This window comes from Halorussus salinus (genome assembly GCF_004765815.2).
Lineage (GTDB): Archaea > Halobacteriota > Halobacteria > Halobacteriales > Haladaptataceae > Halorussus > Halorussus salinus.
The window spans coordinates 60,882-82,952 of record NZ_ML974128.1; the positions used below are offsets into that span (position 1 = coordinate 60,882).

At 66.5% G+C, this 22,071-nt stretch carries 21 protein-coding genes and 1 tRNA gene; 5 read left to right on the forward strand and 17 right to left on the reverse strand.

Features of this window, described 5'->3' with window-relative positions:
- The first annotated feature begins 74 nt into the window (after nucleotides 1–74).
- On the forward strand, nucleotides 75–425 hold the full coding sequence (locus tag EPL00_RS08340) for a DUF7113 family protein (protein WP_135853136.1): 351 nt from the start codon (nucleotides 75–77) through the stop codon (nucleotides 423–425).
- Nucleotides 426–454: 29 nt separating this feature from the next.
- Here EPL00_RS08340 and EPL00_RS08345 read toward each other — a convergent pair whose 3' ends face one another.
- A complete protein-coding gene (locus EPL00_RS08345; protein ID WP_135853135.1) occupies nucleotides 455–1,714 on the reverse strand; it encodes a DNA double-strand break repair nuclease NurA in 1,260 nt (419 codons plus the stop codon).
- A gap of 409 nt (nucleotides 1,715–2,123) precedes the next feature.
- On the opposite strand from EPL00_RS08345, the gene gpmI reads away from it, so the two are divergent.
- Entirely contained in the window at nucleotides 2,124–3,641 is a 1,518-nt protein-coding gene (gpmI, locus tag EPL00_RS08350) for a 2,3-bisphosphoglycerate-independent phosphoglycerate mutase (protein WP_135853134.1), read from the forward strand.
- A gap of 455 nt (nucleotides 3,642–4,096) precedes the next feature.
- On the opposite strand, the gene nadC is transcribed toward gpmI, so the two are convergent.
- The 6 genes from nadC to EPL00_RS08380 form a co-directional block, all read right to left on the reverse strand.
- Nucleotides 4,097–4,909, reverse strand: a complete 813-nt coding sequence (gene nadC / locus EPL00_RS08355; RefSeq protein ID WP_135853133.1) for a carboxylating nicotinate-nucleotide diphosphorylase — start codon at nucleotides 4,907–4,909, stop codon at nucleotides 4,097–4,099.
- The gene (locus tag EPL00_RS08360; protein ID WP_135853132.1) at nucleotides 4,896–6,506 is read right to left on the reverse strand and encodes an L-aspartate oxidase; all 1,611 of its coding nucleotides are present in this window, start codon (nucleotides 6,504–6,506) and stop codon (nucleotides 4,896–4,898) included. The genes nadC and EPL00_RS08360 overlap by 14 nt, the downstream gene beginning before the upstream one ends.
- Before the next feature lie 2 nt (nucleotides 6,507–6,508).
- Complete coding sequence (gene nadA / locus EPL00_RS08365; RefSeq protein ID WP_135853131.1) at nucleotides 6,509–7,642, reverse strand: quinolinate synthase NadA; 1,134 nt, start codon at nucleotides 7,640–7,642, stop codon at nucleotides 6,509–6,511.
- Between the two features lie 320 nt (nucleotides 7,643–7,962).
- Nucleotides 7,963–9,573 (reverse strand): amidohydrolase, encoded by a 1,611-nt coding sequence (locus tag EPL00_RS08370; RefSeq protein WP_135853130.1) that lies wholly within the window; start codon nucleotides 9,571–9,573, stop codon nucleotides 7,963–7,965.
- Between the two features lie 168 nt (nucleotides 9,574–9,741).
- Nucleotides 9,742–10,032, reverse strand: coding sequence for a HalOD1 output domain-containing protein (locus EPL00_RS08375; RefSeq protein WP_162224183.1), 291 nt, complete (start codon nucleotides 10,030–10,032; stop codon nucleotides 9,742–9,744).
- Between the two features lie 97 nt (nucleotides 10,033–10,129).
- Nucleotides 10,130–10,777, reverse strand: a complete 648-nt coding sequence (locus tag EPL00_RS08380) for a helix-turn-helix domain-containing protein (protein ID WP_135853129.1) — start codon at nucleotides 10,775–10,777, stop codon at nucleotides 10,130–10,132.
- Nucleotides 10,778–10,894: 117 nt separating this feature from the next.
- Between EPL00_RS08380 and EPL00_RS08385 the strand changes: the two genes are divergently transcribed.
- The gene (locus EPL00_RS08385) at nucleotides 10,895–12,028 is read left to right on the forward strand and encodes a thiamine pyrophosphate-dependent enzyme (RefSeq protein WP_135853128.1); all 1,134 of its coding nucleotides are present in this window, start codon (nucleotides 10,895–10,897) and stop codon (nucleotides 12,026–12,028) included.
- 19 nt (nucleotides 12,029–12,047) lie between these two features.
- On the opposite strand, the gene EPL00_RS08390 is transcribed toward EPL00_RS08385, so the two are convergent.
- Entirely contained in the window at nucleotides 12,048–12,278 is a 231-nt protein-coding gene (locus EPL00_RS08390; protein WP_135853127.1) for an Lrp/AsnC family transcriptional regulator, read from the reverse strand.
- 82 nt (nucleotides 12,279–12,360) lie between these two features.
- Between EPL00_RS08390 and EPL00_RS08395 the strand changes: the two genes are divergently transcribed.
- Both EPL00_RS08395 and EPL00_RS08400 read left to right on the forward strand, forming a co-directional pair.
- A complete protein-coding gene (locus tag EPL00_RS08395) occupies nucleotides 12,361–13,056 on the forward strand; it encodes a potassium channel family protein (protein WP_135853126.1) in 696 nt (231 codons plus the stop codon).
- Nucleotide 13,057: 1 nt separating this feature from the next.
- On the forward strand, nucleotides 13,058–13,288 hold the full coding sequence (locus EPL00_RS08400; protein ID WP_135853125.1) for an Lrp/AsnC family transcriptional regulator: 231 nt from the start codon (nucleotides 13,058–13,060) through the stop codon (nucleotides 13,286–13,288).
- Between the two features lie 29 nt (nucleotides 13,289–13,317).
- On the opposite strand, the gene EPL00_RS08405 is transcribed toward EPL00_RS08400, so the two are convergent.
- The 9 genes from EPL00_RS08405 to EPL00_RS08445 all read right to left on the reverse strand — a co-directional run bounded on the left by EPL00_RS08405 (nucleotide 13,318) and on the right by EPL00_RS08445 (nucleotide 21,956).
- Nucleotides 13,318–13,878, reverse strand: a complete 561-nt coding sequence (locus EPL00_RS08405) for a DUF5813 family protein (RefSeq protein WP_202932580.1) — start codon at nucleotides 13,876–13,878, stop codon at nucleotides 13,318–13,320.
- A gap of 362 nt (nucleotides 13,879–14,240) precedes the next feature.
- Nucleotides 14,241–14,323, reverse strand: a tRNA-Leu gene (locus EPL00_RS08410).
- Nucleotides 14,324–14,633: 310 nt separating this feature from the next.
- Nucleotides 14,634–15,182 carry a peptidylprolyl isomerase gene (locus tag EPL00_RS08415; RefSeq protein WP_135853124.1) on the reverse strand — a complete coding sequence of 183 codons (549 nt, stop codon included), beginning with the start codon at nucleotides 15,180–15,182 and terminating at the stop codon, nucleotides 14,634–14,636.
- 110 nt (nucleotides 15,183–15,292) lie between these two features.
- A complete protein-coding gene (locus tag EPL00_RS08420; protein ID WP_135853123.1) occupies nucleotides 15,293–15,694 on the reverse strand; it encodes a DUF7344 domain-containing protein in 402 nt (133 codons plus the stop codon).
- A 188-nt stretch (nucleotides 15,695–15,882) separates the two neighbouring features.
- Nucleotides 15,883–16,935, reverse strand: coding sequence for an ABC transporter ATP-binding protein (locus EPL00_RS08425; RefSeq protein WP_135853122.1), 1,053 nt, complete (start codon nucleotides 16,933–16,935; stop codon nucleotides 15,883–15,885).
- Nucleotides 16,928–18,205, reverse strand: coding sequence for an ABC transporter ATP-binding protein (locus EPL00_RS08430; protein WP_135853121.1), 1,278 nt, complete (start codon nucleotides 18,203–18,205; stop codon nucleotides 16,928–16,930). The genes EPL00_RS08425 and EPL00_RS08430 overlap by 8 nt, the downstream gene beginning before the upstream one ends.
- The gene (locus EPL00_RS08435; RefSeq protein WP_135853120.1) at nucleotides 18,205–19,275 is read right to left on the reverse strand and encodes an ABC transporter permease; all 1,071 of its coding nucleotides are present in this window, start codon (nucleotides 19,273–19,275) and stop codon (nucleotides 18,205–18,207) included. Before EPL00_RS08435 ends, EPL00_RS08430 begins: the two co-directional genes overlap by 1 nt.
- Nucleotides 19,275–20,261 (reverse strand): ABC transporter permease, encoded by a 987-nt coding sequence (locus tag EPL00_RS08440; protein ID WP_135853119.1) that lies wholly within the window; start codon nucleotides 20,259–20,261, stop codon nucleotides 19,275–19,277. The genes EPL00_RS08435 and EPL00_RS08440 overlap by 1 nt, the downstream gene beginning before the upstream one ends.
- Nucleotides 20,262–20,300: 39 nt before the next feature.
- Nucleotides 20,301–21,956, reverse strand: a complete 1,656-nt coding sequence (locus EPL00_RS08445) for an ABC transporter substrate-binding protein (RefSeq protein ID WP_135853118.1) — start codon at nucleotides 21,954–21,956, stop codon at nucleotides 20,301–20,303.
- Nucleotides 21,957–22,071 lie beyond the last annotated feature (115 nt).

Below are 22,071 nucleotides of genomic sequence, written 5' to 3' on the forward strand. Positions count from 1 at the left end.
CACCGCGGCCTCGCGCGTGCGAAGACTTCCCGCGAACGGGTCCCTTTTACATTCTCGTGACGTACGTTCGGGTCATGCTACTCATCCGTGGCGAAGCAGGGGGCACCACCCTCACCGGCACGCTGTACGAGCGAGGGGAGCGCGCGCCGCGGTTCAAGGGCGCACCCGACGAGGACGCCCCCTACGTGTGGGTCTGCGACGAGTTCTATCAGGTCGAGAGCGGCGGCACGGTCCAGAAGGTAGACGGCGAGGAGGTCAACGTCGCGTTCGAGTCGCCGATGCCCCGCGGGTTCGACACCCGCGAGCAGGCGACCGAGGCCGCCGAGGACCACATCCGGACGCAGTTCGCGCGCATCGGCATCGAAGCCGACGACGTGGAGATTACCGTCGAGAAGCAGGATGTCGAGACCGCGGAACCCCGATAGATTCGGTTTTTCGCTGCGTCGGTCGCCGCTCAGTAGTCCCGTCCCCAGCGGACCGCGTTGTAGTTCTCGTCGAGTTCGGTGTCCAGCGAGTTCTCGAAGGACTTGACGAGCGACCCGACGCTCCCGCGGTCGATGGCCGCGAGGTCGTCGGCCTTCGCGATTGCGCGAGGAGGGCCGCGCTGGAGCGCGACTTCTTGGAGAATCTGACGTTCGATTCGTTCTCGCGTCGCCTCGTCTTTGGTGAAGACCTTCGGGGCCTCGATTTTGAACACGAGGTCCCGGCGCGGGTCGTACACCATACAGAAGGTGACCTTGTACTCCTCGGGGTCGAGGCTCCGGTCGAGGTGCGGGTTGTCGGGGTCGTCGAAGAAGCCGTCGAGGCCCGCGCGCGACTCGAACCAGTTGGTCAGCGTCAGGTCGTCGGTCAACCGCTCGAACTCCCCGCCCACGAGTTCACGGCGTTCGAGAATCTGGGCGAACAGGCCCGCGTCGTGGGCCCACGGCACCGGGCCGAAGTCGGTCTCGCGCTTGAGCGTCCGGACGACGGACTTCGCGGAGACGTTCTTGACGAACCCGGCGAGAGGCACCCCGCGCTCGGCGAACGTCTCGACCAGTTCGACGTAGTTTTCGAGGATGCGCGAGACGTGTTCGGAGTCCTCGAAGAGGTCGGTCAGGACCGAACTCCGGGCGTACCACCGGAGGACGCCTTTCGGGTAGATGGGACCGTCGAGGAGCAGGAAGTCGCTCACGCGGTCGGCGTGTTCCAAGGCGTGACTGCTCTCGGCGAGGTAGAGCGCCAGCGCGTGAACCACGTCCTCCTCGTACTGGTTCTCCGGGAGGTGGGTATGGACGATGCGGCGCTTGCTCCCCTCGCCGTACGCCTCCCAGTCGGTGCCGAACGTCTTCGAGGTGTCGTTCGAGTGGAGCGCCTTCACGACGGTCCGGCAGTCGTGGAGGTCCAACTCCGAGGGCGTGGCGCTCATCGCGGCGTGGGCCACGTCGAGAACTAGTCCGTTCTTGAACGGCCGGGGGTTCAGCGTCCCGGCGTCGAGGCCGTGGGTCGTCGGGAAGGGCGGCTCTTCGAGGGCGATCTCCTCGCAGTTCGCCCGGCGGCGCGACTGGTCGCCGAGCGCTTCGAGAATCGGCTCGGCCGCGTCGCCGTACAGCGGGTCGAGGTAGTGTTCCCACACGTCCTCGGCGGCGTCCCGGTGGTCTCGGTCCTCGGCGTCGTAGTCGATGTGGTCGGCCAACCCCGCGATGCCGTCGAAATGCACCGGGTCGAGGGTCATGGGAAACTGGTTCTCGCCTTTCCGGCAAAAAGGGTTGGGTTCGACTCGGTTTCGGTTCTGCTTCTGTGATTGGTCGCTTCGATTCGGTCGAGGTGGCGAGAAGCTAGCTTTAGGCTTGAGCAGAGGAGTCTGCCGCACCGCAACCCCCGCACAGCACCGCATCGGCCTCACACCTCCCCAACCTCCTGCGGTCCTCGCTGCGCTGCGGTCCTTGTTCCCTCGCGCGGTGGGCGCGGCGCATCCACGCCGCGCCCGCACGCGCCGGAGTGGATGGTTCCGAGTCGTTCCCGAGTGGATGGTTCCGAGTCGTTCCCGAGTGGATGGTTCCGGGTCGCTCCCACTTCCTGAACCCCGTTTCGTCGTTGCCGAAGCCGAAGAGTAGTTAGGATACGACGCCCTGCCTTCGCGCATGAAGGCCGCGCTCATCGTTCTCGACGGGTGGGGACTGGGAAGTGAAGACGGAGGACGCAACGCCATCGAAGCCGCCGAGACGCCGAACTTCGACCGGTACGCCGAGGAGGGAGCCTACGGCACGCTGAACGTGACCGGGCGGCGGGTCGGCCTGCCCGACGGCCAGATGGGCAACAGCGAGGTCGGCCACCTCAACATCGGCGCGGGCCGGGTGGTCAAACAGGAGTACACCCGCATCGAGGACGCCATCCGGAACGGCGAGTTGGGCGACAACGAGGCCGTCGCGTCGGCGTTCGACTACGCCGACGAGAACGACGGCCGGGTCCACTTCATGGGCCTCGTGAGCGAGGGCGGCGTCCACTCCGACCAGCACCACCTCTACGCGCTCATCGAGTTGGCCGCCGAGCAGGGCGTCGATGCGGTCACGCACGCGTTCACCGACGGGCGGGACACCGCGCCCGAGAGCGGCGCGGGGTTCTTGAGCGAGTTGCAGACGGTCATCGACCGCGAGGAGACCGGCGACGTGGCGACCGTCTCGGGGCGGTACTACGCGATGGACCGCGACCAGAACTGGGAGCGCACCAAGCGCGCCTACGACGCCATCGTGAACCGGGAGGCGGAGTACGAGGCCTCCTCGGCGGTCGAAGCGGTCGAGCAGAGTTACGAGCGCGAGACGACCGACGAGTTCGTGGAACCGACGCTCGTCTCGGGCGGTCCCGCCCTCGAATCCGGCGACGCCGCGGTGTTCTTCAACTTCCGGTCGGACCGCGCCAGACAGCTCACGCGGATGCTCGCGGACATCGACCCGGTGTGGGCGTTCGACACCTCGCCCCCCGAGATACTGCTGGCGACGATGACTCAGTACGACGCGGAGTTCGACCTGCCGGTCGCGTTCCCGCCCCACCAGCCCGAGGACACGCTCGGCGAGGTGCTGGCGGAGAACGGCCTCACGCAACTGCGCATCGCCGAATCGGAGAAGTACGCCCACGTCACCTACTTCCTGAACGGCGGCCGGGAGGTCGAGTTCGACGGCGAGACGCGCAAAATCGTCGAGTCGCCCGACGTGCCGACCTACGACCAGCAACCGGAGATGAGCGCCGCGGAAGTCACCGACACCGCCGTCGAGACCATCGAGTCCGACGACCCCGACGTACTGGTGCTGAACTACGCGAACCCGGACATGGTGGGTCACACGGGCGACTTCGACGCCGCGGTCGAGGCAGTCGAGGCCGTGGACGCACAACTGGGCCGCCTCGTCGCGGCGGTCGAGGAGGCCGGTGGGCACGCGCTCGTCACCGCCGACCACGGCAACGCCGACGACATGGGCACGCCCGAGAACCCTCACACCGCCCACACCTACAATCCGGTCCCGTTCGTCTACCTGTCGCCCGAGGGCGACGACGGCGGCAAGCGCGTCCGCGAGGGCGGGTCGCTCTGTGATATCGCCCCGACCTTGCTCTCGCTCATCGGGGTCGAACAACCCGCCGCGATGACCGGCCGGAATCTGCTGGAGTAGCGGTTTCGACCTTCGGAGACGGAGTCTGCGAACCCGACCGTTCAACGCTGGCGCGTGCGGGCGCGTCGCCGACGGCGACGCGCCCACCGCGCGAGGGATGAGGCTTGCGAGACGCGACGCGTCTCGCTGATCTGCGAACGCGGTTCGCAGACATCGCAGGTCGGAGCGAAGCGGAGACCGAGTAGCGCAATCGGTTGGGGAGGGTGTGGCCCGCGGTTGCAGTGCTGTGCGGTTGCGGTGACTCCTTTTTATCGGCTTCAGAGCTGTTTGCGGTCGCGGTGGGTCGCGGTGCAGGGTGGTGACGCCTCGGAATCGGCTTCGAGATTGTTCGCGGCCCGCTCCGGAACGACGAACCAAAACCGAACCCATCCGCCCGCCTCCACCGTCGTAAACAATCCTACACCCAACCAAAAGAAACAAAATTACGTCTCAAACGGATCTACACACACCTCAATCTACTCTTCGGTTCGGAACGACAGGTCCAGCGAGTCCGCCGAGTGGGTCAGCGCGCCCATCGAAATCACGTCCACGCCGGTCGCCGCATAGTCGGGCACGTCCGCGAAACCGATGCCGCCGCTGGCCTCCGCCAGCACGCCGTCGGGCAACGCCTCGATGCCCTCCTCGACTTCTTCCGGCGTCATGTTGTCCAACAGCACGATGTCGGCCCCCGCCTCGGCCGCTCTGGGCGCGTCGGCCGGGCGCTCGACTTCGACCTCGATTTTGGTCGCGAACGACTTCTCGTCGCGGAAGTGCCCGACCGCCTCCTCCAGTCCCATCTCGGCGACGTGGTTGTCCTTGACCATCACCATCCCCGAGAGGGTGAGGCGGTGGGTGTCGCCGCCGCCCGCCGCGACGGCGCGCTTCTCGACGCCGCGCAGGCCGGGCGTGGTCTTGCGGGTGCCCGCTATCGCCACGTCGTCGCTGACCTCGCGCGCGAGGTCCACGGCCCGCCGGGTCGCGGTGGCGACGCCCGAGGAGTGCCCCGCGACGTTCACGGCTACGCGCTCGCCCCGGAGGAGCGACGCCGTCTCGCCCGCGACTTCCAGTAGCGTATCGCCCTCCTCGATTCGGTCGCCCGCCGCGACGGTGGTCTCGCAGTCCACGCCGAGGTAGTCGAAGACCGCGCTCGCGGCGTCGAGTCCGGCCGCGACGCCCGACTCCTTGGCGACGAGTCGCCCCGTCGTCTCGCCGGGGACGTGGTTGGTCACGTCGCGGTGGCCCACGTCCTCGTGGAGCCACGCCTCGATTTTGCGGTCAGTCACTCGCATTCGGGGCCTCCTCGGGGTCCGCGTCGTCGGTCGCCGCTTCCTCCGATTCCGCCGCGAGGGCGTGGCATCCAACGGGGTCGGCGTCCATCGCTTGCCGGGCGACCAGCAGGGCGACCACGCTGGCGTTCCGGAGTTCGTAGAGGCTCCGGTCGGTCCGGGTTCGGGTGTAGGCGTCCACCTCGCCCTTGAGTCGCCGGAGGACCGCGGTCGCTCGCCGCAGGCCCTCGGGCGTCCGCCGGATGCCGACGTTCTCGTCCATCACGCGGCGCAGGCGGACGAACTTCTCGCGGGCGAACCCGGCGGGCAGGTCGGGGTCGCTGTCGCGGAGGTCGGGCGCTTCGACGCGCTCGTGGTCGAGGCCCCGAGCCGCGACCTCTGCCGCCGATTCCCCGGCGCGCAGGCCCCAGACCAGCCCTTCGAGCAGGCTGGTGGAGGCGAGGCGGTTCGCGCCGTGGACGCCGGTTCGGGCGCACTCGCCGACCGCGAACAGGCGGTCCAACTCCGTGCGACCGCGGTCGTCCACCGCGATGCCGCCACAGAGGAAGTGTTCGCTCGGTTCGACCGGGATGCCTTCGGTCCAGTCCACCCCACGCTCGTCGCACTTCGCCGCGAGGTCCGGGAACTCGGACTCGAAGTCGAGCGGGGACACGTCGAGCAGGACTTCGCCGGTCTCCTCGCGCTCGTCGGCGACGGCGCGAGCCACCACGTCCCGAGGAGCCAACTCGGCGTCGTCGTGGTAGTCGGGCATGAACCGCTCGCCGTCGCCGTTCCGGAGGAGCGCGCCCGCTCCGCGCACGGCCTCGCTGACGAGGAACGGCTCCTCGCGCTCCGCGGTTTCACCGCTCCGCTTCGAGGCGCTCCGCGCCTCGCCACCCGCGTAGGCGGTCGGGTGGAACTGCACGTAGGCCATGTCTTCCACGTCCGCGCCCGCCAGCGCGGCCATCGCTATCCCGTCGCCGGTCGCGGTCTCGGGGTTCGTGGAGTCGCGGTAGCACGCGCCGATGCCGCCGGTAGCGAGGAGGGTCGCGTCGGCGAAGACGGGGCCGGTGTCGCCGTCCGACTCCACGACTGCACCGTGGACCCGACCCTCGTGAGTAATCAGGTCGAGCGCGGCGGTGTCCTCCCGAATGGTCACGCGGTCGTGGTCCGCGAGGTGGCTCAGGAACGGCCCGAGGACGTGCTTGCCCGTGCTGGCGTCCACGTGGAGGATGCGGGGTTCCGAGTGGGCCGCTTCGATACCGAAGTCGAACTCCGACCCCTCGCGGTCGAAGGGCACGTCCAGTGTCTCGACCAGCACGTCCGCGACGGCCTCGCGCGCGTTCTCGACCAACACCTCGACGGCCTCGGGGTCGGCGGTGTCGGCGCTCGCCTCGCGGATGTCGGCCGCGAACGTCTCGGGGTCCGAGCGCGTCGTGGCGACCCCGCCCTGCGCCCAGTGGGAGGTGGTCTCCTCGGGGCGAGTCGCCTTCGTGACGACCAGCACGTCGCTCCCTTCGCGGGCGGCCGAGAGCGCGGCCGCACAGCCAGCGACGCCGCTTCCGACGACGAGAACGTCCGTTTCGGTCGAGTCGGGGAGAGGGTTCGTCTCGTCGGTCATGATTAGATTTCCAGCATGCGCTCCATCGCCGCGTTCGCCAGTTCGGCCTCGCGGGGCGCGACCTCGATGACGTTACGCTCGCGCCCGGCGACCAGTTCCTCCAGCACCCACGTCAGGTAGTTGGGGTCTATCTGGCGCATCGCGTTGCAGTCCATGCACGCGTCGCCACAGAGCGGCAGGACCTCGACCTCGGGGTGCCACCGCTGGAGGTGGTTCGTGAGGTGAATCTCGGTGCCGATGGCCCACGTCTCGCCGGGGTCGGCCTCCTCGACGGTCTGCGTAATCGTCGCGGTCGAACCTGCTTTGTCGGCGGCCTCCACGACCTCGCGGCGACACTCGGGGTGGACCACGACGTTCGCGTCGGGGTGGTCGTCACGAATCTGCTCGATATGGTCCACGCGGAATCGCTCGTGGACCTGACAGTAGCCGTCCCACAGGACGATGTCGCTTTTCGCGACCTCCTCGGCGTCCTTCCCCTCGGGGTCCCACGGGTCCCATTCGGCGATGCTGTCCTCCATCCCGAGTCGGTGAGCCGTGTTTTCGCCGAGGTGCTTGTCGGGCAGGAAGAGTACTTTGTCGCCCTGCTCGAAGGCCCACTCGAAGACCTCGTGAGCGTTCGAGGAGGTACAGACCGCGCCGCCCTGTTCGGCGCAGAACGCCTTCAGGTCGGCGTAGGAGTTCATGTACGTGATGGGGATTATCTCGGCGTCGGGTGCGGCCTCGGTAATTTCGGCCCACGCGGCGTCCACTTGCAGGGCCTCGGCCATCCCCGCCATCGGACACGAGGCTTCCATCGAGGGCAGGATGACCGTCTGGTCGTCGTCGGTGATGATGTCCGCGGACTCGGCCATGAACGTCACCCCGCCGAAGACCACGTACTCCGCGTCCGCATTTGCGGCCTCGACGCTCAACTGGTAGGAGTCGCCCACGAAGTCGGCGTGGTCCACGATTTCCCGGCGCTGGTAGTTGTGGCCTAGTATCACGAGGTCGTCGCCCAACTCCCGCTTGGCGGCCTCGATGCGGTCAGTTCGCTCGTCTTCGTCCAGTTCCCGATACGCGTCGGGCAACTGTTCGAGGTTGTCGTACTTGAAGAGACTCAGGTCGGTTTCGATGTCCGCCGTTTCCATTTTTGGCACAGTCAGCCACCTACGATTGTGACGGACTTCGGTCGCCAGTATTGAAAATATTTTCTCTTCATAGGGCCAGCGTGAATCGTGAGCTAGTTTGTACGCGTTTCGTAGAGAGCGATAGCCGACGAACTTCTCGTCCGAACTCGAATAACCGCTACATATCATGGGGTGGTAGCCACTACGTGACGGGAAGCGACGGTCGAGCGTCGCGTCGAGAAGAGGAGACCCCACCAGCGTCGAGACCGACCGCGTGCCGACCGACCGCAGAGTGACCGACTGCACGGCAACCGACCGCACGACGACCGTCCGCGCGGGACCGACCGAACTCAGTCCCGTCCGTCGTACACCACGTCGCCGTCCACGACCGTCAGCGCCACGTCGATGTTCTCGATGTCCTCGGGATGGTCCCACGGCGACCGCTCCAAGACCACGAAGTCGGCCTTCTTGCCGACCTCTACGGTGCCCAGTCGCTCCTCGTCGAACCCGGCGTAGGCCGCCCCGCGGGTGTACGCCCGGAGCGCCTCGGTGACCGAGAGTCGCTGGCGCTCCTCGGGCGCGTTGACCGTCTGGTGGACGCCGAACAGCGGGTCCATCGGCATGCAGTCGCTCCCGAACGCCAGCGGCACGCCAGCCTCAAGCAGGTCCGCGTAGCGGTTCGACCGCTTGCGCCGCTCGGAGCCGAGGCGGTCGTCGTAGAGGCCGCCCTCCTGCGCCCACTTCAGGAAGTTGGGCTGGACCGACGCGACGACGCCGCTCTCGGCGAATCGCTCGACGCTCTCGTCACCGACCAACTCGGCGTGTTCGACGCGGTGGCGCGAGGAGGTCGGGTCGGCGGTCTCGTCGTAGGCGGACAGGACCTCCTCGACGGCCTCGTCGCCGATGGCGTGGGCGGTCAACTGGAGGTCGGCGGCGTCGGCCTCGGCCACGAGTTCGCGTAACTCCTCGGGCGCGACGACCCACTGACCGGTTGCCGCTTCGTCGCCGTCCGTATCGCCAGACGCGCTCTCGGCGTCGGCGTACGGCTCCGAGAGCTTCGCCGTCCGACCGCCGAAACTCCCGTCGGTAAACGTCTTGATGCCGCCGGTCCGGACGAACTCGCTCCCGTGGTTGGTCCGCAGGCCCGTCTCGACCACGGCGTCGAGGTGGTCCGACCAGTAGTTGATGCGGACCCGGAGCGCGAGGTCGCCGTCGAGTTCCATCCGGCGGTAGACCGCCGGAGCGCGGGACTGGCGCACCATGTCGTGGACGCCCGTGACGCCCTTCCGGTGGGCCTCGCGCTGGGCCGCGTCGAGGAGCGTCCGCATCTCGTCGGCGTCGGGTTCGATGGCCTCGTAGATTACGTCCACGGCCTCCTCCACGATGACGCCGGTCGGGTCGCCCTCGTCGGTCCGCACGTCCTCCTCGGGCATCTCGGCGACGTAGCGGTCGAGCGCCGTCGAGTTGACCGCCGCGATGTGCATGTCCTCGCGGAACGCCGCGACCGGGCGCTCGGTCGAGACGCGGTCCAAGTCCTCGCGGGTCAGGTAGCGCGACTCGTCCCACGTACTCTCGTCGTAGCCGAAGCCCAGAATCCAGTCGTCTCCCTCGGCGTCGCTCGCGCCTCCCCCGTCCGAATCGGCGGACTCCCCGGACTCCCCGGACTCAGCCAGCAGGGCCACGCTGTCGTCGGGCGAGTCGGCCGCCGCGAGGTCGGCGTAGACCAGCGAGCGCCCGACGTGCGAGAGGTGGGTGTGAGCGTCGATGAAACCGGGGAGGAGGACGCGCCCGCCGAGGTCTACCCCCTCGGTCTCGACGCCGTTCAGGAAGTCGAGTTCGTAGGCCTTGCCGACGCGGACGATTTCGCCGTCGCGAACCGCCACCGCCTCCGCCACGGTGTCGTCGTCGTCCAGCGCGCGTACCTCCGCGTTCGTGAAGATGTAGTCTGCCGCCGCTGTCATAGCAGTGACCTGCGTCGGAGAGGCGATAATCGTTGGGGAACCGGAGCGCGTCGGAGCGCGACGGGACCCGGTAGACCGGAGCGCGGGACGAGGAGACCGCGGGGCGAGAGCAGGGACGGAACCGAACTGCGAAAACGGGGACGAGACCGACCGCGAGACGACCCGAGACTACTCGTCTTCGAGGAGCGAGACGAGGCCGTCGCTACTCACGACGACTTCGTAGCCAGCGTACGCGAACTGGACGTGGCCGGTTCCCCGCGGCGTGCCGTCGTAGTGGTCCGCGAACATCGCGTCCACGGCGTCCGGGTCGATGGTCCCCGCGAGCGGTTCCATCGTCGCCGGGTCGATCCCCGAGGCCGTCGAAACGGCGGCGACGACGCCCTCGCTGGGCGTCTGGTCGGTGTGGAGTTCGTAGGTGAACGACGGCTTCGAACTGACGGACGATTGCTTCTCGCTCATGGATGGATTCGAACTCGCGGAGTGCGCGCCTCCTCGGAGTACGTATTTTGGTTCGCACCCCGTGGGCCTACTCGGTCCGGTTCGATGCTGAACGGGTTTATAAGTCGTCGCGTATCAGCGTCGCGTCCACGAGGTTCCGAAGTCCGCGCCGCAGTCGTTTCGAGACCGCCCGCGACGAGATGTCGAACTCCGTCCCCAACGCTTCGAGTGTTGTCCCCCGCGGGTCGTCGAAGTAGCCCTCCTCGAAGGCTCTCACGATGGTCCGGCGCTGGTCGTCGGTCAGACCGTACCGCTGGCCGGTCTCCACCTCGCCGAGGTCGTTGATGCGGTCGAGACGCAGGTCGATGTCGTTGTCGGCACAGTAGCGTTGCAAGGCGGCGACCCCCTCGCGGTCGGGCGACCGGAGTCGGAACCGCCATACGTCGTCGTAGCGCATCACTTCCAGCAAGGTAGCCTCCGACTGGAGAATGCCCTCCACGAGGCCGGGCGTCGCGGTCCACACCGCCCGGATGAGCGCGCCGTCCTCGAACCGGTCGAGTACACAGACGGTGTCTACGTCCTCCTCGCGCTCCAGTTCCGCCACGAACGCGTCCACGTCGTCGCCCGAGACCCAGAAGAACGGGAGCGCCCCGGTGTCGGTGGGGACGATGCGCTCCAGTTCGATCTGCATGTCCGGCGTGGTTGCGAGTGCGCGACCGAGCGGGAAGTCCTCGACGGGAACGGACAGTTCCGCGATGACGCTCATTTCCTTCCCGGTACACCAGCGGACGGTAAGGTCGTTTGGGATGGATTTCGACCCCCGTGGGAGACGAGGCCACCCGCTTCCGGAACCACTATGCGAGGGGCGCACGAACCGCGGCGCATGAACCGTATCATCGGCGAACGGGACCTCTCGGAGACGCCCTTCTCGCCCGAGGAGGCGCGGGAGACGTACCGAGAACTGGTCCGGGCGCGGGCCTTCGACGAGCGTGCGCTGGCGCTCCAGCGCAGAGGCTGGATGAGCAGTTGGCCGCCCTACCGCGGACAGGAGGGCTCGCAGGTCGGTGCCGCGATGGCGATGGCCGACGACGACTGGCTCTTTCCGACCTACCGGTCGAACGCGATGCAGATAGCCCGCGACGTACCGATAAGCGACATCCTGCTGTTCCGGCGCGGGATGCCCGAGTACCACTCGGACCACGACGTGCCCAACTTCCCGCAGGCGGTCCCCATCGCCACTCAGATTCCCCACGCCGCGGGCGTCGGGATGGCGATGAACTACGAGCGCGCCGTGAAGGGCGAGGAGACCGAGGCCGAGCAAGCCGACGCCGACGATGTAGAGGCCGAGGGTGCGGCGGCCGACGGCGGCGACGCGCAGAATCCGGCCGTCCTCTGTTACTTCGGCGACGGAGCGACCTCGGAGGGTGACTTCCACGAAGGACTCAACTTCGCGGGCGTCTTCGACTCGCCGACCGTCTTCTTCTGCGAGAACAACGAGTGGGCGATTAGCCTGCCGCGACACCGCCAGACCGCCAGCGACACCATCGCCCAGAAGGCCGGAGCCTACGGTTTCGAGGGCGTGCAGGTGGACGGCAACGACCCGCTCGCGGTCCGTGAGACCGTCGCCGAGGCGCTGGACTCGGCGCGGGAGGGCGAACCGGTCCTCGTGGAGAGTCTGACCTACCGGCAGGGCGCTCACACGACCAGCGACGACCCGAGCCAGTACGAGGAGGCCGCGAAGGACCTACCCGACTGGCGGACCGCCGACCCCGTCGAACGCTACGAGGAGTACCTGCGCGAGCAGGGCGTACTCGACGACGAGTTCGTGGAGGAGGTCCAAGCCGAGGCCGACGAGCAACTGGACGAGGCAGTCGAGCGCGCCGAGTCGGTCGAACCGGGCGACCCCCACGACGTGTTCGACCGGGTGTACGAGACCCTGCCGCCGAACCTCCGCGAGCAGAAGGCGTACCTCGACTCCCTCCTCGCGGACCACGACGTGCAGGAGTTAGACCACTGAGGAAAGCGCGTTCGACCGTTCAGTCGAGCGCCATGTACGTCTTCGTGTCCGCGACGCCGTCCATCCCCGAGATGTCCGACGAGGCGGTCTGAAGTACGTCGTACACCTCGTCGGCCTCCGCTTCTACGATAACGTCGAACTCGCCAGCGACGACGTGGGCCTCGGAGATACCGTCCAGTTCGCGGACCGCCGTCAGCACGTCCTCGGAGCGCCCGGCGGCGGTTTTCACCATAATAAAGGCGTGAACCATCGTACTGTGTGATTCAGTACCACAGAAGAAAAGCGTTTGGGAGGGAGAAAAGTTATTCAAGCAGTGTCGCGTACGGAGTACCATGCGATTCGTTATCATTGGCTCGGGTCGGGTAGGCCTCCGGACGGCCCGCGTCCTGCGGGAGGAGGGCCACGAGGTTACGCTGGTCGAGCGTGACGCCAACAAGGTCGAACGCGCCCGCAACGACGGCTTCGAGGTCGTCGAAGGCGACGGCGGCCGCGAGGATATTCTGGAGCAAGCGGACCTCCGGTCGGCGGACGCACTCGGCGCGCTGACGGGCGACCTCAACGTCAACTTCGCGGCGTGCATGGTCGGCAAACACTACGGCTGTCGGACGATTCTGCGAATCGACGAGGACTACCGCGAGGACATCTACCGGAAGTTCGCCAGCGACGTAGACGAGGTGGTCTACCCCGAGCGGTTGGGTGCCATCGGCGCGAAGAACGCCATGCTTGGGGGCAACATCCGCGCAATCGCCGATATCGCCCAGAGCCTACAGGTGGTCGAACTCACCATCACCGACGAATCGCCGGTGAAAGGCTACTCCATCAGCGAACTCTCGCTTCCGGCCGACGCCCGCATCTTGGCGTTCGGGAAGGCCGACGAGCCGATGGACATCCCGCTCGCCGACGACTCGCTGGAGGCCGGGGACCGACTCGCCGTCCTCGCGGACTTCGACGTGCTGGAGGACGTGCGACAGATTCTGGTCGGCGACGCCAGCAGAGCGAGCGCGCAAGCAATGACTGGAGGCAACTGACATGGTTACAGCGTACGTCATGGTCAAGGCGAACACGGGCGAGGCGGACAGACTCAAGAGTGCGATTATGGACCTCGACGGCGTGGTAGACGCCCACATCGTCGCGGGCGACGTGGACATCATCGCGAAACTCGACGTGGACTCGACGCCCGAGGTCAAGGAGATCGCGGCCGACGGGATTCAGGGTGTTCAGGGCGTCGAGGACACCCAAACGTACATCGCGATGGACTGACCGCCCTCGCCGCGTCCCGACGCTCGACCTCAGCGCGGCCGACCGCCCGGTCCGCCAGCACCACCCGCGCCGCCCGACCCGTCCGCACCACCCGGACCGCCACCCTCGTCGTAATTCTGTCTCGCGCGCTCGCGCAGGCTCGCGGCCGGTCCGGTGTAGTCGTAGCCGGGAATGATGCCTTGGACCCACGTCCCTTCGACGTACTCGACTATCGCCAGCGCGTCCTCGGCGGCCCGGTCGGGGTCGGCCGTCTCCAAGGCGGCGGTCACGACGACCTCCTCGCCCTCGCGCTCGACCTCGGGCGGTTCGGCGTCGGCGCTGGCGACGGTGTGGGCGTCGTCCAGTCGGAGTTCCAGCGTCTCGAACCAGCCGTCTTCGACTACCGCGGCGACCTCCTCGCCCTCGACCACGGCGTCGAGCATGGGCGTTCGGACCTCAACCTCGTAGCGGCGGGCGTCGTCCCCAGCGGCCTCCTCGCTCGCAGTGACGACGCCGGGGAACGCCTTCTGGGGTGTCTCGAACTCTCCTTCACCGGTTTTCTCGAAGTCGGGATGCTCTCGGAACGCGCGTTCGACGGACTCGTCGGTCATTGGCTCGCAGTAGTGGATTCGGGAAGATGGGGGTTTCGACTCTCGTCTTTTCGGCACTAGCAGTTTACCGCGAGCGAACGACCGCAGGGAGTGAGCGAGCGGGCCAAGTGACGACCAACGGGAGGAGCGCAGTGCTTTTTGGTCGAGCTTTTTATCGAGCGCGGTCGCCGACAGCGACCGCGCTCGCAATAAAAAGGTCGTATGCGAGGGATGGGATTCGAACCACGCCCAGACGTTCCTGCTCGGCCGTCGGCCTGCGCGGGCGTGCGACCGGTCTACTTCGAATCCATCCGGACCGATTGCGACGGCGCGCTGAACTCGCGAGCGCACGAGGCACTCGCGGTGTCGCGCGCCGAGCAAGATGCGAGGGATGGGATTCGAACCCATGGACTCCTACGAGAGCGGGTCTTAAGCCCGCCGCCTTTGGCCGCTCGGCAACCCTCGCGCAGGAGACGTTTGACCGTTCGTACCGAAGTGGGTTTCGGTACGTGCGTCCCCACTCGGTGATTTTTCTCATCCGCCGGGAAAATTCGGTCGGCGTCGCGGCGGTGGTTAACCCGGAGACCGCGACGCCCGTCTCGTCGCCGAGGATTTATATCCGAGACCGGAACGAATCCCGCTCGGACGTTTCGCGCAGTCACGGGCAGATAGCTGGCGGGTCAGTCAGCAGTGTCGTCGGGGTCGAGGTCGCCGACCCCTCACCTCGGGACTGCCAGTCCGACTACCCCGAGAGGGCTGAGCGAAAAAGCGGGCGCTTAGTCGTGAATCTCGACGCGTTCGAGGGCCACATCCTCGTTCGGGCTGTCGTTGTGGTCGGTCGGGACCGAGCCGATCTCCTCGACTACATCCATCCCCTCGATGACCTCGCCGAAGACCGCGTGGCGGTCGTCCAGATGCGGTTGGGCGTCGAGGGTGATGAAGAACTGCGAGCCGTTGGTGTCGGGACCGCTGTTGGCCATCGAGAGGATACCCGCGTCGTCGTGGCGGAGTTCGTCGTGGAACTCGTCTTCGAACTCGTAGCCGGGACCGCCGCGACCGGTGCCGGTCGGGTCGCCGCCCTGAATCATGAAGTCGCCGATGATTCGGTGGAAGGGCACGTCGCTGTACAGCGAGTCTCCTCGGACCTCGCCGGACTGGGGGTCCTCCCACGTCGTCGTGTCCGGTGCGGGCTCGTCGTTCGCGGCGGGGTCGTGTTCCGCAAGATTGACGAAGTTCTCGACGGTTCGAGGAGCGCGCTCGTCGAACAGTCGGACTTCGATGTCGCCGTGAGTCGTGTGCAGGGTCGCGGTTAGGTCGTCTGCCATGCTTCTCAAAAGGAACGCTGGACGGATAACGGTGCCGAACACGAATCAGACCCGGCCCCGCGTAGTGACTACTCCCGCGCCGAACAGTCACTTCGGAGAAAGAGCCGCGGCTACTGCAAGTCCACGCTCGTGGCCGCCCGCAGACACTCGGTGACGCCCGGCGAGTCCGTCAGTCGGACGACGCTCTCGTCTGCGTCGTGAGCGACGATTCCGACTTCGGTCAGTTTCGGGAGATGCATCTGGAGGAGTTCCGCGCGGGTCTTCTCTATCTCGGCCGACGTGAGGACCGCTCGCGTCTTCGCGGTCATCGAGGCGGCGAGCAACTCCGCGAGTTCGTCCACGTGTATCGGCTCGTCGCGTTCGGCGAGGTAGTGACAGACGCATCGCCGTCGGTGGTCCGAGAGCGCCCGGAAAATTGCGTCGAGGGACTCGCTCTCGCTGTCTATCGGTAGTACGTCAGTCTCGGAGACGTTCGGTGGGGAAACCGACGCCCTGTTCTGGTCCTGACTCATATCTAGTCTGGAAACGGACACGGCGCATCGTCGCTTCGAGTGGCTCTCGGACCGTCTCGTCGCGGACCGTGTCAGAGCGCCGCGTGACGCGTCGTTCCGTGGTTCGACAAGTACTGACGGAAATAAGGATAGTGCCCGACTATTCATGCCGGGACGCGCGAACGGCCGAAAAAGGCGGCGAGAAGCGGTCAGTCGTCTGCGGCCTGTTCGGCGGTCGGGTCGTCGGTTTCGAGCGGCGGGCTGTTCCAGTAGTCGTGAGTTTCGACCCGTCGGAAGCAAGCCGCGCGGTGGTCCGCTCCGTCGGCGTCGTAGTCGTCCGGGTCCGACTGGGCGCAGACTTCGCGGGCGTAGGGACACCGCGTGTGGAACCGACAGCCACTCGGCGGGTCGCGCGGAGATGGCACGTCGCCAGAGAGGGTATCGACCTGTCGGCCCTGCTCGCTGGTGTCGGCCCGCGGGACGCTCTCTAGCAGTGCCTCGGTGTAGGGGTGGCCGGGGTTCTCGAATATCTCCTCTACGGGGCCGACCTCCACGATTTCGCCGAGGTACATCACCGCCACTCGGTCGGAGATGTGCCGGACCACGCTCAGGTCGTGGGCGATGAACAGATACGTCAGCCCGAACTCCTCTTGGAGGTCTTCCAAGAGGTTCAGAATCTGGGCCTGTACCGACACGTCCAGCGCCGACACGGGTTCGTCGCACACGATGAAGTCCGGTTCGAGCGCCAAGGCCCGCGCGATGCCGATGCGCTGGCGCTGGCCGCCCGAGAACTCGTGGGGGTAGCGGTCCACCTGTCCGGCGGAGAGTCCGACCCGCTCCATCAGTTGTGCGACCTTCTCGCGGCGCTCGGCCTTCGTCCCGATGCCGTGAACGTCGAGGGGTTCGCGGACGATTTCGCCTGCTGTCATCCGCGGGTCGAGGCTGGAGAAGGGGTCTTGGAAGACGACCTGCGCGCGCTCGCGGAACTCCGTGAGGTCGTCTTTCTCGAAGACGTTCTCGCCGTCGAAGTACATCGCGCCGTCGGTCGGCTCGCGGAGCTTGAGCAGGGTCTCGCCCGTGGTGGACTTGCCACAGCCAGACTCGCCGACCAGCCCCAGCGTCTCGCCCTCGCGGACCTCGAAGCTCACGCCGTCCACGGCCTGCACGCTCTCTGGCTCCCGCCCGAGGAGTCGGTCGGTCAAGTTGTCCTGCTCGAAGTAGTACTTGCGGAGGTCTTCGACGCGGACGAGCGAGTCAGTCATCCGCGCTCACCTCCTCGTTTTCGCTCGCGGCGTCGCCGCTCGCGGGTTCCGAGGCGCTTCCCGCCTCGTCGCTCTCGAAGTACCCCTCCGGAAGCGCCTGCGAGGGGTCGTACTCGTGTTGGGCGAGGTAGCACTTCGCGCCGTGGTCGCTCGCGTTGCGGTCGTGGAAGTCGGTCCGTGCGTCGCCCGTCTCGGTGTCGAACTCGGGTGGCTTGTGTAGGCACTCCTCCATGGCTTTCGGACAGCGGTCCGCGAAGTAACAGCGGTTGTCCATCTCCTCGTCGTAGAGGTCCGGCACGTTGCCCTCGATGGGCTGAAGTCGGGGCGCGGGGTCGTCCAAGTCCGGAATCGACCCAAGTAGCCCCTGCGTGTAGGGATGAACTGGGTCGTCGAACACGTCCCCGAGCGTGCCCCGTTCGACCACCTCCCCGGCGTACATCACGCCGACGCGGTCGCACATTCGGGCGATGACGCCGAGGTTGTGGGTAATCATCATGATGCTCATCCCGGTCTCGTCCTGCAAGTCCCGCAGGAGGTCGAGAATCTGGGCCTGAATCGTCACGTCGAGCGCGGTCGTCGGCTCGTCGGCGATGAGGAGGTCCGGTTCGCCCGCGAGGGCTTGGGCTATCATCGCGCGCTGGAGCATCCCGCCCGAGAACTCGTGGGGGTACTCGTCGGCGCGCTCGGCGGGGTCCGGAATCCCGACCTGTTCGAGGAGTTCGATGGCCTCCGCGCGACTCTCGTCGCTGACGTAGCTCCGGGACGGCAGGACCGTGCTACTGAGGAAGTCGGCCAGACCGTAGCCCTGCGTGCGCGACCGGGTCGAACGCGGGTTCGAGCGCGCGCGGCGCTGGACCTCGACCGCCTCGGCTATCTGCTCGCCGACCGTGAGCGAGGGGTTCAGACTGCTCATCGGGTCTTGAAAGATGGTGCTGAACGACGGCCCGCGGAGCGCCCGCCGGACGTTCTCGGGCACCCGGCGCACGTCCACGAAGTCGCCGTCCACGGCCTCGGGGGTGTCGTCCCGGACCTCCTCGGCGAGGTCCGAATTGCGGTACCAAACCTCGCCGCTGGTGATGCGGCCCGGCGACTCCACGAGGTCGATGACCGAGAGCGCGGTCACGCTCTTGCCAGACCCCGACTCGCCGACGATGCCGAAGACCTCGCCGTCTCGCACGTCGAAGTCCACGGACTCGACCGCGTTGACCTGTCCGTCTTCGGTGAAGAACCGGGTCGAGAGGTCCCGGACGCGAAGGAGGTCGTCGGTCATCAGACGCCACCTCCTTCGCCCTCGATACCGGGGTCCAAGGCGTCGCGGAGCCAGTCGCCGACGAGGTTAATTCCGATGACCGTCAGCACGATGGCGACCCCCGGAACCGTCGAAATCCACCACGACGACGCGAGGTAGTCACGGCCCTGCGCGATGTCGAAGCCCCACGAGAGGCTGGTCCCCGAGAAGCCGAGGAACGACAGCGCGGATTCCAGCAGGATGATGGCCGCGATTTGGATGGTCGCCAGCACGAGAATCGGTGTCACGCTGTTGGGCAGGATGTGCTTGCGAAGGATGAACCCGTCGTTCGCGCCCACCGAGCGGGCGGCCTTGACGTACTCTTGGCCCTCGATGGAGAGCGCCTCGCCGCGGGCGACCCGCGCGAACCACACCCAGTTGACCAGTCCGACGACGATGATAACCGTCCCCGGTAGCGCGAACGTCTCGGGCATGCTCGGCGCGAGACCGGCCTGCACGAGCGGGTCCGGTAATCTGACCACCGCCCGACCAAACAGGCCGACCAGCGCGACCGCCAAGACCAGCGACGGGAACGCGAGCATGATGTCGGCGCTCCGCATCAGCGCGTCGTCTACCTTCCCGCCGTAGTAGCCAGCGGACAGGCCCACGGTCACGCCGACGGTCGCGGCGATGACCGTCCCGAGGAGACCGACCAGCAGGGAGGTTCGCGCGCCGTAGATGACTCGCGAGAGCATGTCCCTGCCCAGCGAGTCGGTGCCGAGCGGGTACTTCGGCGTCGCCGAGACCGTGACCGTCTCGTTGACGACCTCGATGGAGCCGTTGACCATCTCGGAACTGGTCTGGGTCGATGTCTTGCTGAACCCGAGCGGCGGGAGTTGGGACTCGTCGAGGTGCTGATTCGTGGGGTTGTGGGGCGCGAGCAGGGGTGCGAACAGCGCCACCAACACGATTGCGACCACGACGACGATACCGACCTTCGCCAGCGCGCTCTGGCGAAGTTCCTTCCTGAGGTTCCGGACGGTCCGGGGCGAGACGCCCCGCTTGAGTCCGTTCCAGAACGCGTCTACGAGTCTCTCGATAGGTCCGGCCATTAGTGAACCACCTGCGGGTTGATGTAGGCGTACAGCGCGTCCACGAAGATGTTGATGACGACGAAGCCGGTGCCGATGACGATGAGCGACCCCTGAATCAGCGGCCAGTCACGCGCGGTGATGGCGTTGATGAGCAGGGTGCCCAGTCCGGGCCACGCGAAGACGGCTTCGGTGATGACCGCGCCGCCGATGAGCGTCCCGAGTTGCAGGCCCAGCACGGTGATGACCGGAATCAGCGTATTCCGGAGCGCGTGCTTGTACCGGACCAGCGTCTCGGGCAGGCCCTTCGCTCGCGACGAGCGGACGTAGGGCTTGCCGAGTTCGTCCAGCATCCCGCTTCGGGTGAGTCGCGTGATGAGCGCGGTGAAGTACGTCCCGAGCGTGATGGCCGGGAGCGTGATGTGGGCGAGCCACGTCACCAGCCCCGAGATTTGGAACTGCGTCACCAGCATCTCCAGCGCCGGGAGAAGGCCGATTCCCCGACGACTCGTCGGGAACAATCCGAACTGGACCGACAGAATCAACACGAGCATGATGCCGAGCCAGAAGTTCGGCGTCGAGATGCCGACCAGCGAGAAACTCGTCGCGGCGTAGTCGGCCGGTTCGTGTCGGCGGGTCGCGGAGATGACGCCCAGCGGAATCGAGATGACCACGGCGACGATGCTCGCGGCCACCGCGAGTTCGAGGGTGGCCGGGAGGCGAGCGAAGATGAGGCCGCTCGCCTCGACGCCCCGAATGTAGGAGTAGCCCATGTCGCCCTGTAACAGGTTGAAGATGTAGTCGAAGTACTGGACGTAGAAGGGTCTGTTGAGACCCAACTCGGTCGCTATCTGCTGGCGTAACTCTTGGCTGGCGTCCAGCGGAGCCACGAACGTCACGGGGTTGCCCGGCGTGATGTATCGCAGACCGAACACGACGGTTACGACGCCCCAGACGACCAGTATTCCTTGGGCGCTACGTTTGAGTAGGAATCTCCCCATCGACATCAAGCATCACTCCATCGAAACGAAAACATTGGTCGAGGCTTACTGGCCTTCGGCCGGTGCCATCGCGTAGGCGTCGATGCGTTCGTCGCGGCGGGCCTGCCACTGGACGCGTTGGCGGACGCCGTAGACGCTGTACTGGCGGTTGAGGTATATCCACGGCGCTTGGTCGTGGAGCAGTTGGTTGACCTCCTGTAGCGTCTGTTCGCGCTGGCTCTCGTCGCCCTGACTCTGGGCCTGCTGCATCATGCTGTCGACCTCGTCGTTGCTGTAAGAACTGAGCGCGCCGTCGGTGGTCAACAGCGGGATGATGGTCTGGCTCGCGTCGAACGTCGCGTTACCCCAGCCGATGAGGTAGAAGTCCGGACTCGTCTCCAGATTTCCGTCGGTGAGTTCACCCGCCAGCGTCGCGAACTCCCGCTGTTTGACCGAACACGAGACGTTCGAGAGCTGGTCGATCTGGTTGGCGACCGCTTGGGCGATTTCAACGTCCTTGAGGTAGCGACCGACCGGCGTGTGGAGCGTGATCGAGGCCCCGGCGTGGCCGCTCTCCTCGACCAGTTGCTCGGCCTGAGCCTTGTCGTAGGGGTAGGGGTTCACGTCGGAGTTGTAGCCGAAGAAGCCCTCCAGCGTCGGCTGACCGGTCGGGTCCGCGAAGCCCGACAGGACGTTCTCGATGATGCTATCGAGGTTCACCGCGTGGTTCATCGCCCGGCGGAACTGCGGGCTGGAGAACGGTTCGACGTTGTACTTCATCGCGTTGTAGATGATGCGCGTACTCGGTGCCGCGCTGAGTTGTGTCTCCCCGGAGTTTCTAATGCGCGGGATGTCTTGGGGCGGCACGTTGACGATAACGTCGGACTCGCCTTCGAGCAGTTGGTTCACCCGCGTACTCGACTCCTTGGCCGCGCGGAACGTCAGCGACGTGACCGCGGCGGGGTCCCGCCAGTAGTCCTCGTAGTTGGTGAACTCGACTTTCACGTCCGACTGGTACTCCTCGAGGGCGAACGGTCCGGTGCCGTTCATCTGTTGAGCGATTTCGGACTTCGAACGCTCCTGCACCCACGACTTCTGCATCACGTCGCAGTACGTCGCGAACAGCGAGAAGACGATGGGGTTGATGCCGTCGGACATCACGTCGACCGCGCGCTGGCCATCCACGACTTCCGCGCCCGTGACGCCAGCGAGTTGGTCGGACTGCGGGCTGGCGATGCTCACGTCCTCGTTCACGACGCGATTGATGCTGAACGCCACGTCTTCGGGCGTCAACTGGTCGCCGTTGTGGAACGTGACTCCCTCTCGGATGGTGAAACGGACCCGACCCGGCTCTTGGCGTTCGTAGCCGGTCGCGAGCTTCTCGACTATCTTCCCCTTCTGGTCGCGCCCGAGGAGGCCCTCGTAGGCGTGGAGGACCACGTTGTCCGTCGGGGTCGAACGGTGGTTCTGCGGGTCCAGCGTCGTCGGCATCTGGCCCTGCGTGATGGTGACGGCGAACTCCTCGCCCTCACCACCCGATTCGGTCGTCTCCGTTTCGGTCTCGGTCCCTCCGCCGGTCGTCTCCGTTGTCGTGTCCGTCTCCGTCGTCGTCGTTTCCTGTCCACCGCCGCCACCCGTACACCCCGCCACCGAAGCGGACGCGGCAGCGGCACCGGCAACTGTCAGAAACTTCCGTCGAGACGTACCTTCGTCGTGCGCCATATCGAGTAAAGAGTCGTTCCGGCATAAATATGCTGTGGTGACACACACCATTCGCCGCTCTCGCGGGTCACTCTGCCGTCCGGTGGTCGGCGGCCGTAAGTTTAAGTTACACCCG